The organism is Saccharothrix sp. (genome assembly GCF_031180885.1).
Lineage (GTDB): Bacteria > Actinomycetota > Actinomycetes > Mycobacteriales > Pseudonocardiaceae > Actinosynnema.
Map to the genome: position 1 here is coordinate 1 of NZ_JAPSLK010000074.1, position 12,513 is coordinate 12,513.

9 protein-coding genes are annotated in these 12,513 nt (G+C 73.1%); 2 read left to right on the forward strand and 7 right to left on the reverse strand.

Going from position 1 to position 12,513, the window contains the following annotated elements:
* Window positions 1-276: 276 nt before the first annotated feature.
* The 3 genes from RIN75_RS39965 to RIN75_RS39975 form a co-directional block, all read right to left on the reverse strand.
* Window positions 277-1,233, reverse strand: a complete 957-nt coding sequence (locus tag RIN75_RS39965) for a TerC/Alx family metal homeostasis membrane protein (protein ID WP_309117350.1) — start codon at window positions 1,231-1,233, stop codon at window positions 277-279.
* A 185-nt stretch (window positions 1,234-1,418) separates the two neighbouring features.
* Complete coding sequence (locus RIN75_RS39970) at window positions 1,419-7,607, reverse strand: type I polyketide synthase (protein ID WP_309117318.1); 6,189 nt, start codon at window positions 7,605-7,607, stop codon at window positions 1,419-1,421.
* Window positions 7,608-7,712: 105 nt separating this feature from the next.
* On the reverse strand, window positions 7,713-8,888 hold the full coding sequence (locus RIN75_RS39975) for a geranylgeranyl reductase family protein (protein WP_309117319.1): 1,176 nt from the start codon (window positions 8,886-8,888) through the stop codon (window positions 7,713-7,715).
* Between the two features lie 402 nt (window positions 8,889-9,290).
* On the opposite strand from RIN75_RS39975, the gene RIN75_RS39980 reads away from it, so the two are divergent.
* Entirely contained in the window at window positions 9,291-9,698 is a 408-nt protein-coding gene (locus RIN75_RS39980) for a hypothetical protein (RefSeq protein WP_309117320.1), read from the forward strand.
* Window positions 9,699-9,759: 61 nt separating this feature from the next.
* Here the strand turns inward: RIN75_RS39980 and RIN75_RS39985 are convergent, their stop codons facing one another.
* The 3 genes from RIN75_RS39985 to RIN75_RS39995 are packed head-to-tail and all read right to left on the reverse strand — an operon-like array spanning window position 9,760 to window position 11,457.
* Window positions 9,760-10,149 (reverse strand): VOC family protein, encoded by a 390-nt coding sequence (locus tag RIN75_RS39985; protein ID WP_309117321.1) that lies wholly within the window; start codon window positions 10,147-10,149, stop codon window positions 9,760-9,762.
* The gene (locus RIN75_RS39990) at window positions 10,146-10,439 is read right to left on the reverse strand and encodes a metalloregulator ArsR/SmtB family transcription factor (protein WP_309117322.1); all 294 of its coding nucleotides are present in this window, start codon (window positions 10,437-10,439) and stop codon (window positions 10,146-10,148) included. Before RIN75_RS39990 ends, RIN75_RS39985 begins: the two co-directional genes overlap by 4 nt.
* A gap of 37 nt (window positions 10,440-10,476) precedes the next feature.
* Window positions 10,477-11,457 (reverse strand): alpha/beta hydrolase fold domain-containing protein, encoded by a 981-nt coding sequence (locus RIN75_RS39995; RefSeq protein ID WP_309117323.1) that lies wholly within the window; start codon window positions 11,455-11,457, stop codon window positions 10,477-10,479.
* A gap of 67 nt (window positions 11,458-11,524) precedes the next feature.
* Between RIN75_RS39995 and RIN75_RS40000 the strand changes: the two genes are divergently transcribed.
* Window positions 11,525-12,079 carry a TetR/AcrR family transcriptional regulator gene (locus RIN75_RS40000; RefSeq protein WP_309117324.1) on the forward strand — a complete coding sequence of 185 codons (555 nt, stop codon included), beginning with the start codon at window positions 11,525-11,527 and terminating at the stop codon, window positions 12,077-12,079.
* Between the two features lie 7 nt (window positions 12,080-12,086).
* On the opposite strand, the gene RIN75_RS40005 is transcribed toward RIN75_RS40000, so the two are convergent.
* Entirely contained in the window at window positions 12,087-12,446 is a 360-nt protein-coding gene (locus RIN75_RS40005) for a DUF6223 family protein (RefSeq protein ID WP_309117325.1), read from the reverse strand.
* Window positions 12,447-12,513 lie beyond the last annotated feature (67 nt).

Genomic DNA, 12,513 nt, shown 5'->3' on the forward strand with positions numbered 1-12,513 from the left:
GCCCTTCCTGGCAACCGGTAAAGCTGGTTGCCAGGAAGGGCGAAGCGCGGTTGGGCTGCGCCCAGGCCGTACGGGGGACGAACCGAGGCCCTTCCTGTGGCTTGGCAAGCCCGGGGAGCGCCTGCGGCGCAAAAGCACGCGGCCGGTTGGTGGGTTGTCCGATTTGGACGGCGGCTGCGGTGGGCGTGCTCGGCGGAAGTCAGGTGCCTCGGCTCGGCACCGGTTGTCAGGCCTCGGCGCGGCGGCGGGTGTCAGGGCTCGGCTCGGCCGCGAGCGTCAGGCCTCGGCTCGGCGGCTTGCTCGGAGGCTGGTGAACGTGACCACCGCCAGGGTGCCGATGATCACCGCCAGCGACAACGGCGTCGGGATCTCCGGGACGGCCGGCCAGATCCCGTGCGCCCAGTGCAGCACCAACTTCACCCCGATGAACGCCAGGATGATCGCCAGCCCGTGGTTGAGGTGCACCAGCTTCGCCAGCGCCGCGTGCAGCACGAAGTACAGCGCCCGCAACCCCAACAGCGCGAAGGCGTTGGTGGCGAACACCAGATACGGGTCCTCGGTGATCCCGTACACCGCCGGCACCGAGTCCACCGCGAACACCACGTCGGTCGCGAACACCGCCACCACCACGACCGCCAACGGCGTCAACGCCCGCTTCCCCTTCTCCCGCACGGTCAGCCGGGCCCCGTGGTAGTCGTCGGTCACCGGCATCACCCGGCGCAGCAACCGGACCGAGCGCATGTTCGCCACATCGGGCTCGGCGTCACCCTGCCGCATGACCTTCACCGCCGAGACGAACAGGACCACGCCGAACACCAGGAACGCCCACGTCCCCGCCGCCAGCATCGCCGCGCCCGCCGCGATGAACACACCCCGCAGCACCAGCGCGCCGACGATCCCGTACAGCAGCACCCGCTGCTGCACCGCCGCCGGCACCGCGAAAGCGCCCAGCAGCAGCATGAACACGAACAGGTTGTCCACGGACAGGGACTTCTCGACCACGAACCCGGTCATGAACTCCAAGGCCCGGTCGGTGCCCGCGGCGAACCACAGCCACACCCCGAACACCACCGGCAGCGCCAGGTAGAACACCGACCAGCCGACGGCTTCCTTCATCGACACCTCGTGCGGGCGTCGGGTGACCACGAAGTCGACGACCAGCAGCCCCAGCAGGACGACCACGCTGACCACCCACAACGCCGGGGTCCCCACGGGCGCGGCGGACTCCGCCAGGATGTGCGTTGAACCGGGCACACTACCTCCTCGAACACCGAGTGCTCGAGGTCTCCTTCACCCGTGCCGCGGGCGGCCTGCCGGGGACACGCAGGGGTGTCCGTATTGACCGGTCAGACGCTTGGGAAGTACTCCCCTCACCACCAGTGTCCCACACTCGTTAAAGGAACGGTAAAGGAGGTCGGTCACCCGGGCAGCACGGACTCGACGTGCGCGGCCAGTTCCGCCGGCGACGGGTGCGCCCACACCTCCGCCGGGGTCAGCGCGATCTCCAGGTCGGTCTGGAGCCGCCGGGTCAGGGCCACCGCAAGCAGCGAGTCCAGGCCCACGTCGGTGAACTTCGCGTGGGCCGGCACGGCGGACGGCTGCGTGCCCAGCAACGTGGCCAGCGCGTGCACGACCGCCTCGCACACCGCCTGCACCCGCGCCGGGCCGGGTTCCTCCGCCCGGACCCGGGCCGCCGGCGCGTCGCCCTCCAGCACCACCGCGGGACCGTCCTCCAGGTCGGCCAGCAGCGGGTTGTGCCGGGCGTGCGGGAAGGCGCGGAAGAGGCGGTCGGGCTGGTAGTCGAACACGCCCGTGTTCACCCGTTGGTGGCGGAGAAGTTCACCCAGTGCTGTGAACCCGTCGGTGGTGGAGATGGTGTCGAAGCCGCGTGCCGCGAAGTGGGTCGCCCGACCGGCCTCGCCCCACGCGCCCCAGTCCACCGACAGGGTGGGCAGGCCCCGGTCGTGCCGCCACCGGGCGAAGGCGTCCACCCACGCGCCGGCGGCGGCGTAGTTGACCTGGCCCGCGTTGCCCAGCAGCGCCGCCATGGACGAGAACACCACCAGCCAGTCCAGGTCGTGCTCCCGGGTCGCCTCGTGCAGGTTGACCAGGCCGGTCACCTTGGGGTGCCACACCCGTTCGAGCCGGTCCGGCGTGATGCCGGTGATCGGCGTGTCGTCGAGGACCACGGCGGTGTGCAGCACGCCGCGCAGGTCCGGTCCGGCGGCTTTCACCAGGCGGCGCACGGTCTCGGGATCGACCACGTCCCCGCGCACGACCTCCACCGGACACCCCACGTCGATCGGCCCGGCCTCCGAACGACCGCCCAGCACCACGCGCCCGGCCCCGAGCGAGGCGAGCCACCGCGCGGCCTCCAGCCCCAACCCGCGCGTGCCGCCGGTGATGATGTACGCCGCACCCGGCCGCACGACCGCGCCCCGGGCCCGTGCGAACACCCGCATCCGTTGCCCCGGCGGCGGGAATTCGATGGCGATCCGTCCAATGTGGTCACCGGACGCCAGCCTCTTGAAGCCCTCCGCCGCCTCGGGCAACGGCACGACCTCCCTGGGCAGCAACGGCAGGCGCCGGTCCCTGATCTCCGCCGCCACCCTCCGCAGCGCCGCCCGGAACACCGCCGGCTGTTCGAGCGCGGTGAGCACGAGGTCGAGGGCGGTGTAGGTGACGCCGTGCCGGAACGCGCCGAGGTCGACGCGCGCCCCGTCGTACAGGTCGCGTTTGCCGATCTCGACGAACCGCCCGGTCGGGGCGAGCAGGCCCAGCGAGGCCCGCATCGCCGCCCCGGTCAGGGAGTTGAGGACCACGTCGACCCCGCGCCCGCCGGTCAGCTCCCGGACCTGGTCGGCGAAGTCGAGGGTGCGCGAGTCGAAGACGTGCGGCACGCCGTGCGCGCGCAGGTGGCGGCGCTTGGCCTCGGTGCCGGCGGTGCCGATCACCGACGCGCCGAGCAGCCGGGCCACCTCGACCGCGGCCAGGCCGGTGCCGCCGGCGGCCGAGTGGATCAGGACGGTCTCGCCCTCGCGCAGGCGGGCGAGGTCGTGCAGCGAGTGCCACGCGGTGAGGTAGGTCAGCACGGACGGGACGATGTCCACCGGGTCCACCCCGTCCGGCACCGGCACGGTGAAGTCGGCCGACACCAGGCACTCCGACGCCATGGTCCCGGTGCCGTCCGGCACGACGCTGACCACGTGGTTGCCGGGCCGGAAGTCGTCGACCCCGGGGCCGACCGCCAGCACCACGCCGGCGGCGTCGGAACCCAGCGCCGGGAGCTGTCCGTCGTCGGTGGGGTAGATGCCCAGCGCGATCAGGACGTCCCGGAAGTGCACGGTGGCCGCCGCCGGGCGCAGCAGGAGCTGCCCGGGTCCCGGTTCGGGTCGGGGTTCGCCGGTGGCGACCAGGCGCAGCCGTTCCAGGCCGCCGTCCGGGTCGGGTTCGAGCACGTACCGGTCCTCGCCCGCGACGACGTCCCGTTCACCGGCCGTGCGCGGCGGTCGAATGGCCAGCGGGGCGTGGGTCAGCCGCGCCGCGTGGCGCAGGCCGGACCGCCACGCGACCTCGGTCTCGGCGGTGCCCGCGAGCAGTTCCGCGACCAGGTCGTCGGCGTCGTCGCCGTCCACCCAGGTCACCGCGGACTGCGGCTGTTCGATGGACGCCACCCGCAGCACCCCGCGCAGCGCGCACACGCCGGGCACCACCGGGTCGCCGTCGAGGACCGCCCGCGCGTTCGCGCTGACCAGCCACAACCGGGGCGGCGACGGGTGGTCCGCGTGCTCGCGCAGCAACTCCACCACCCGCGTCACGCGGTCGAGATCGTCGAGGTCGCCCGTGGCGCACCAGACGACACCGGTCGCCTCACCCATGCCGACGACCCGACCGCCCCGGGCCTCGATGCCGGCGGTGATCGCGTCCGGCAGGCCGGTGCGGTCGCCGGGTTCGGCCACCACGTGCCAGGCGCCGGCTTCCGAGGAGGCCTCGGGCAGGGGCGCGGGCACCCACGTGATCTCGAACAGCCGGGAGTTCAGCCGGGTCCGGTCGGCGGAGGTCGCGGTGTTGCGCACGAGTTCGACCTCGTCGAGCGCGCCGACCCACTCCCCCGCCTCGTCGTAGAGGTCGGCGCGGCCGGTCGCGGCGTCCGGGCCGTCGCGCCGCACTTCAGGTCGCACCCACGTGATGCGGCTCGGGTCGCGCGGGAGCATGATCGCGCCGATCCGGGTGGGCAGCCACGGGCTGTCCGCGTCGGGGTCCACCAGCAGGCTCGCCACCGACAGGATGCAGCCGTCGAACAGCACCGGGTGCACCTCGGGGGCCCTGGTGGTGATGGCGGCTTCGTCGGGCACGCGCAGCCTGGTCACGCCACCGTCGGCGATCGCGTCGATGGAGTGGAACGCCGGGCCGGTGTCCAGGCCCATCCGCCGGAAGCCCTCGTACAGGGCGTCGGTGGACCAAGTCGTGGTGGGCAGGGGCAACGAGTCGCGGACGTCCACGGCCGCCTCGCACCGGGTGGCGGTGGCCGAGGCGACGCGGTCCCACCCGCCGCCGCTGTGCTGGACGACCTCCAGGTTGACGTGCCCGGCGGTGCGGGTCGCGGCGACCTGCACCGGCACCGAGCCGGCCAGCGGCACCATCCGCTCGAAGCGGACGTCGGTCAGGCACACCTGGTCCGGGGTGCGGCCGAGCAGGTCGGCGGCGGCGGTCAGGAGCAGTTCGACGTGGGCCGCGCCGGGGACCAGCGGGTTGCCGCGGAGCGTGTGCTGGGCCAGCCAGTCGACGCGGTCGGTGCCCAGGTCGGCGGACCAGACGTGCCGGGTGCGGTCCTCGGCGTCGGGGTCGGGCACCGCGGAGCGGTCGCCCAGCCACATGTGCGCGGACGTGCCCCGCGACCCGGACGCCGGTTCCCGCCAGTGCCGGGCGCGGTCGAACGCGGTGGGCGGCAAGGCGGTGAACGCCCCGCCGCCGTTGACCGCGTCGAGGTCCACCGGCACGCCGGCGACGTGCAGCGCCGCCGCGGCCCGGCGCAGCACCTTGGCGCAGTCCTGCTCGCGCAGCAGGGAGGGCACGGTCGTCACCGGACTCCGCAAGACCGAGGCGGTCTCCTCAACGGCTTGGGTCAGCAGCGGATGCGGCGAGATCTCCAGGAACACCCGGTGCCCGTCCTCCACCAGCGCCCGACTGGCGAGGTCGAACCGCACCGGGACACGCAGGTTGCGCGCCCAGTACGCGCTGTCGAACACGACGGGTGCCCGCGGGTCACCGGCCGTCGAGTAGAACGGCACCCGCGCCGGCGCACCCGCCAGCCACGAGGTCAACCTCGCCACGTCACCCAAGATCGGGTCGACCTGCGGCGAATGCGCCGCGACCTCCACCGCGATCCGCTTGCCGAACACCCCCCGCTCCTGCCACCCCCGGAGCAACCGTTCCACCACATCCGGCCCACCAGCCACCACGGTCGACGCAGGCGCGGTGACGACGGCAACGGAAACCCCGTCAACCCCCTCGATCTCCTCCTCGACCTGCTCGACGGGCAACGCCACGACCGCCATGCACCCACCCGCGACCCGTTGCAGCAGCGAGGACCGCACCAACGTGATCCGCATCCCGTCCTCAGGCGTGAGGATCCCCGCAGCAACCGCCGCCGCGGCCTCCCCCATCGAGTGCCCGACCACAGCGGCAGGCCGAACCCCCCACTCCCGCCACACCTCGGCCAACGCGGTCTGCACCGCGAACACCAAGGGCTGCACCACATCCATGCGCTCCACCGGCGCACGAGACTCCAACATCCGCCGCACCGACACCGGCTTTTGTCGGTACCCCATGAGATGATCGAACCGGGGGCCGGAGGCCACGCGGTCCAAGCGGTCGATCATGTTGGTGAAGGTTTCGTCGCGGTCGAGCAGGTCCCGGCCCATCCCGGCCCACTGCGACCCGTGACCCGAGAACACCCACACCGGCGACTCCGGCTCACCCGTCGCCCCCGCGACCACCGCCGGGTGCTCCTCCCCTCGTGCCACCGCCCGCAGCCCGGCCACCAACTCCTCCCGATCGGCCGCCACCACGCAAGCCCGCGTCGACAGGTGACTCCGGTGCACCGCAAGCGTGTGAGCGACATCGGCCGGGCGAACTCGCGCCGATTCCACGTGATCAGCCAGCCGCCCCGCCGTCGCCGCGAGCCCACCACCCGACGCCGCCGACACCGCGTGCACCAACGGCCCGAACACCGGCTTCCGAGCACCATGGCAAGAACCCGAAGCCGCCGGCGCCTCCTCCACGATCACGTGCGAGTTCGCCCCGGTCACGCCGAACGCCGACACCGCCGCCCGCCGCGGCCCCGACGAACGCCCCGCCGAACGCACCGACGAAGACCCCGCCAAAGCCCCTGACGAAGACCCCGACCACGGGGTGGTCTCCGTCGGAACGTAGAACCGGGTCCCCTCCGCCCCGATCTCCGGGTTCCACCGCGTGAAGTGCAGGTTCGCCGGGATCACCCCGCGCCCCACCGCCAGCGCCGCCTTGATCAGCCCCAGCACCCCCGCCGCGCTCTCCGGGTGCCCGAAGTTCGTCTTCAACGACCCCAACGCGCACGGCACCGCCGACGACCCGTACGCGTCCAACAGCGCCCCGAACTCGATCGGGTCACCCACCGGCGTCCCCGTCCCGTGCGCCTCGACGTACCCGATGTCGTCGGGAACCACGCCCGCACCGCGCATCGCCGCCATCACCACCGCCCGCTGCGCGGCCCGCGACGGCTGGGTCATGCCCTGGACCCGCCCGGCGTGGTTGATCGCGCTGCCCGTGATGACCGCCAGCACCCGGTCCCCGTCGCGCTGCGCGTCGGCCAACCGCTTGAGGACCACCATCCCGGCCCCCTCGCCCCGCACGAACCCGTCCGCGCTCACGTCGAAAGCCGCACACCGCCCGCGCGCCGACAACGCCCCGGCCCGCGCGAACCCGATCAGCCCGCCCCACTCCAACTGCACGGTCGCGCCCCCGGCCACCGCCAGGTCCGCCTCCCCGGACTCCAGCGCCCGGCACGCCAGGTGCACCGCGACCAGCGACGACGCGCACGCCCCGTCCACCGCGACGGACGGCCCGTTGACGTCGAGGATGTACGAGATCCGCCCCGGAGCGCCCGAAGGAACCGCGGAGATCCCGTGGTAGACGTTGAGGTCGGCGAGGGGGAACCGCTTGGCGTAGTCGGCGGTCGAGATGCCCACGAAGAGCCCGGTCCGCGTCCCGGCCAGCGAGCGCGGCGGCACGCCCGCGTCCTCCAGCGCCTCCCACGTGGTCTCCATGAGCAGCCGGTGCTGCGGGTCGACGGTGGGCGCGTCCTTGACCGGCACGCCGAAGAACCCCGGGTCGAACAGTTCGACGCCCTCGATGAACGACCCGTTGTCCAACGCCCCGGTGTGGGCGAGGTCGGCGGGCACGGGGCGTTCGTGCTCGGGCCAGCGCAGCGCCGGGCTCGACGTGGCGACCACGTCCCGGCGGTCGAGCAGCACCTGCCACAGGTCTTCCGCGGACACCACCCCGCCGGGGGCCCGGCACCCGGTGCCGATGATCGCCACGGGGGTCTGCCGTCGCACGTCGTCCACAGCTGGGTCCCTTCTGCGTCCGGTCGGTCAGGCCGGTGGGGACGGTCTGGTGGGTCAAACCGGTGGGGACGGTCTGGGGACGGGCCGGTGGGGTCGGTCCGGTGGTCACCGGAAGAGGTCGATCGCCCGCAGGGCCGCGCGAGCGGCGGGTGTGCCGAGCACGGCGGGGATGGTGGTGCTGCCGGTCAGGTAGGCGTCGACCCGGCGCCACACCGGCGGCACCGCGGTCAGGGCCGTGTGCAGCACACCGGGGCGCCAGGTGAAGACGTCCATGATCCGGCGGGACGCCCGCATCTCGACTTCGAGCGTCGAGCGCACGGCGGCCACGTACTGGTCCCGCGCACGGGCCAGGTCCGGCTCGTGCTCCGCCTTCGCCACCCGCACCGCCGCCTCCCCGGCCCACGTCCCGGACCGCAGCGCGAACGAGATCCCCTCCCTCGACCAGGGGTCGCACAACCCGGCGGCGTCGCCGGCGACCAGGGTGCGGTGCCGCGCCAGCGGCGAGTCGGGCCGGCGGCACCGGGTCAGGTGGCCCGTGTCGTGCAGCGGGGTCAGGTGCGCCAAGCCGTGGCGGTCGAGGAAGTCACGCATGTAGTCCCGGGTCGCCTCGCCCTGCCCGCGCGCCGCGACCACACCCGCCGTGCAGACGTCACCCTTCGGGAACACCCAGCCGAAGGAACCCGGCAGCGGCCCCCACTCCAGCAGCATCCGGCCGCGCCACCCGGCCGCGGTCCCCCGGTCGACCGGGACCTCGACCTCCAGCGCCAGGTCCACCTGCTCGCACTGCACGCCCACGTGGCGGCCGACCCGGCTCGCGCTGCCGTCCGCGCCCACCAGCGCACGAGTGCGGACCACGTCACCGGACCCGGTGCGCAGGGTGACCACGTCGTGGTGGTCCTCGATCCCGACCACGGTCGTCCGGTCCCGCACGACCGCGCCGGCCTCGGCGGCGACCCTGGTCAGCGCGGCGTCGAGGTCGTCGCGGAACACCATCTTGCAGCGCAGCGGCCCGTCGCTGGCCAGCGTGCGCTGCCGCCGCCCGCCCAGGCCGAAGGTGACCGCCTCGATCTCGTCGTGGACGGCCACCCCCAGGCCCTCGGGCAGGTGGGTCTGCGAGCACCCGATCAGGCCGCCGCCGCAGGTCTTGTAGCGCGGGACGGCGGCGCGTTCCAGCAGCAGCACCCGCCCGCCGGCCTCGGCCGCCACCCGGGCCGCCGACGCCCCGGCGGGTCCGGCGCCGACGACCACGACGTCCCACAGCTCGTTCCCCTCGGTTGCCACGCAGCCACCTCGTCGCGGTCGGGTCCACATGCGACGGAAATCCCGTCGTTCCCCATGCCTACCTTCGGCATCCCGACACCCGCAGAGCGTCGCGGCCCGTCCACCCGACCGGGTGCGCACGCCATCCCTCCCGGCCACGATTGCCCGGTCCCGGTGCGCGGCGGGTTGCCCACAATGCACACGAATCGGCATGTTTGAAGTGGTTTCACCACGAAGACGGGTCTACCCGGCGTCGCGTCGTGACCGTCCACTGTGGACAACAATTGGCCCATGCCACAAGAGATCGTGATTTTCAAGCCCGTCCGCGTGTGACGGTCGACGCGCCCGAACGGCGGTAGGTGGTCACCGAAAGGGCCGACCAGAATCGGAGAGGTCCAGACCAATACTGGCAGGGGAGGCCCAGTGCCGAAGTTCCGCGAGCACGCCGTCCGGACGTTCGCCGCCGTGGCGGCGGCCACCGGCGCGCTCACCGTCATGGCAGGCCCGGCGGTCGCGACCACCGGGGCGAGCGCCGCCGGCTGCACCACGACCGACATCCACCTGAACCCGGCGGCCAGAGAGGCCGGGTGGACGGTCGAGTGCACAGACCGCCGCTACATCCACGTCGACGTCACCGTGTTCGCGGGCGGCGTGGCGGACAGCAACCCGTGGGAGGCGAAGTGGGTCGAGGCCGGGGACACCTGGCAGGACCTGAACGTCTACCCGCAGACCAACCCGCCCATCGACCACCTGTGCGTGCACATCGTGAGCTACGTGGACCCGACCAACCCGTTCGAGCAGCCGCAGGCCATCGGACACGAGTGCGTCTGACCCAGTCCACTGTGGACTGAACGCCGGCGCGGCCGCACGCGGTCGCGCCGGCGGCGTGCGCTCACGAAAGGTTCTGGGAGAGCTGGATCAGGTTGCCGCACGTGTCGTCCAGCACGGCGGTGACCACCGGCGGGGTCTCCAGCGGCTGCTGGGTGAACCGCACGCCGAGCGCGGTCAGCCGCTCGTGCTCGGCCCGCAGGTCGTCGACCTGGAAGGAGGCGGCCGGGATGCCGTCCTCGAACAGCGCCTCCTTGTACGGCTTGACCGCGGGGTGGCCGGAGGGCTCCAGCAGCAGCTCGGTGCCCTCGGGATCCTCCGGCGAGACCACGGTCAGCCACCGGTCGGCGCCCAGCGGGACGTCGTGCTTCGTCACGAAGCCCAGCACCTCGGTGTAGAAGCTCAGCGCCTTGGCCTGGTCGTCGACGAACACGCTGGTCAGGTGGATCCTCATGGGGTTGCCTCCGGTCGGGTCGGCTTGAGCCACCGCGTCACGATGTGCTCGAGCGGTTCGGTGTCGAGGTCGTGGAACTTGTAGCGGCCCTCGCGCCGCGACCGGACCAGGCCGGCGGCCTCCAGCACGGCGAGGTGCTGGCTGACCGCCTGCCGGGTGAGTCCGAGGTTGTGCCTGGTGACCAGCCGGGCGCAGATCTCGAACAAGGTCTGCCCGTTGCGTTCCACCAGCTCGTCGAGGATGCGCCGGCGGGTGGGGTCGGCGAGCGCCTTGAACAGCTCTTCGTCCACACCCCCACGATAGGCAAGTGACGACTTGCCTGACAAGTCACCCCTTGGTGGTGGCCCGCGCGCCCAGGCGCTCCCCGAGAAACTCGACGATCTCCGCCCGTGCCGCCTTCGCGTGCGGCACGACCCCCGGCATGCTCAGGAACGCGTGCGTGGCCCCGAAGTGCTCGGTGAGCCGCGCGGGCGTGCCGGCCGCGCGCAGCCGGTCGACGTAGCGGCGGCCGTGGTCGGCGACCGGGTCGATGGTCGGCACCACCACCAGCGCCGGGGCCAGGCCCGCCAGGTCGTTGACGCGCAACGGGGACAACGGGACGGGGTCGACCCCCGGCGGCACGGCCAGCCGCTGGAGCAGCCGCATCTGCGGGGTGCTCAGGGTCGGGCTGTCGCCGTGCTGGTCGAACGACCGGTGGGCGAAGCCGGTGTCGCTGACGTCCAGAGCGGGGTTGACCAGCACCTGCGCCCGCAGCGCCAGGCCCGCGTCCCGGGCCCGCAGCGCGGCCAGCGCGGCGATCAGCCCGCCGAAGCTCTCGCCGAACACCGCGACCCGCGCCGGGTCGACGCCCCAGTGGCCCGCGTGCTCGATCACGTGCCGCAGGACGTCCCAGCCGTCGTCGGCCGCCGCGGGCAGGGCGGTGGCGTGGTCCAGCAGTCGGTGCTCGACCGACACCACCACGGCGGGCAGGCGTTTGGCGAGGTGGCTGTTCACCCAGTCGGATTGCACCGCCGTGCCGACGAACCCGCCGCCGTGGACGTGCAGCACGAGCGGGAGGTCGTCTCCCGCGGACGGTCGGTGCACCCGCACCGGGACCGCCCGGTCGGCCAACACCACCTCCTGCCACCCGATCTCCACCCCTCGCTCGGGCCGCCCGGTGACCAGCCGGGCCTTTCGCGAGGCGCGCTTGCGGTTCTCCGCGTCGCGGATGGCGGACAGTTCTTCGGCGGACAGCGCCAGCCAGTCCGGTTGCCGGCCCAACGCGGCCAGCACCCGGATGCCCAGCGGCGGCCGTTCGACGTCGCCCATGGCCCCCTCCTTTTCGCTACCATCGGTATCGAAACTGACAGTAGCAGAATTGGCTAGGGTTGCTCCCGTGACACCCGCTTCCGCCCGGCCGCCGGGCCGCCCGCGCGCCGGCATCGACGCCGTGGTCTTCGCCGCGACCCTGAAAACGGTCCACGACCTCGGTTACGCGGGCGCGACGATGGACCGGATCGCGGCGGCGGCGGGTGTGGCGAAGACGACGATCTACCGGCGCTGGCCGTCGAAGGGCGCGTTGATCGCGGACTGCCTGGTGGACGCGCTCGGCCCCGTGCCGGTGCGCGGGGCCGACCGCGCCGAGGACATGGCCGCGGCCATCCGCTGGATCGCGGCCAAGATCGGCGAACCGGGGGTGGGCGCGGCCTTCGCGGGCGTGTTCGTGGACGCCGTCAGCGACCCGGGCCTGCGCGAAGTCCTGTCCACCCGGTTGCAGGACCCGTACCGCCGCGCGCTGGAAGAGGCGTGGGGCGAGCCCGAACACCGGGTCCTGTTCTTCATCGACGTGGTCGTCGGCACCCTGCTGCACCGCATGGGCATGACCGGCGAACCGATGGTCGAGGCCGACGTCAACGCTTTGATCGCCATGGTCGGCCTGCACTTCATCTGAGGCGGGCTCAGCGGGTCGTCGTGACGCGCCGGGACCGGGCCACCGCCAGCCCGCCGAGCGCGATGGCGACCACGCCGATCACCAGCGCGATGTACCCGCCGACGATGCCGTACCCGGTCCCGGGACCGCCCTCGGCGGCCGACACCACCCAGGCGCCGATCCCGGCACCGACCACCCCCGCCCCCACGGCGGCGAAGGCCCACCGGCCGCCCTTCACGAGGGCCAGCACCCCGATCACGACCCCGACCAACCCGAGCCCGGCGCCCACCAGCGACCAGGTCCGGCCCGGGGTGAAGGCGTAGGGGTCGGCGGACTGGGCCAGGACCTCACCGGTGAACGCGGACGCGGCGGCGATGATCTGCGACATGATGTCCTCCAAGTTCAACGACTGCTTACGTCGTCGATCATGTCGCCCGGACCCGCCTCGGGTCGTT

What these genes read in the sequence shown, in the direction of transcription:
- RIN75_RS39985 (WP_309117321.1), bottom strand. Translation starts at nt 10,149, where the DNA reads ATGAGGATCCACCTGACCAGCGTGTTCGTCGACGACCAGGCCAAGGCG.
- RIN75_RS39995 (WP_309117323.1), bottom strand. Translation starts at nt 11,457, where the DNA reads ATGGGCGACGTCGAACGGCCGCCGCTGGGCATCCGGGTGCTGGCCGCG.
- RIN75_RS40005 (WP_309117325.1), bottom strand. Translation starts at nt 12,446, where the DNA reads ATGTCGCAGATCATCGCCGCCGCGTCCGCGTTCACCGGTGAGGTCCTG.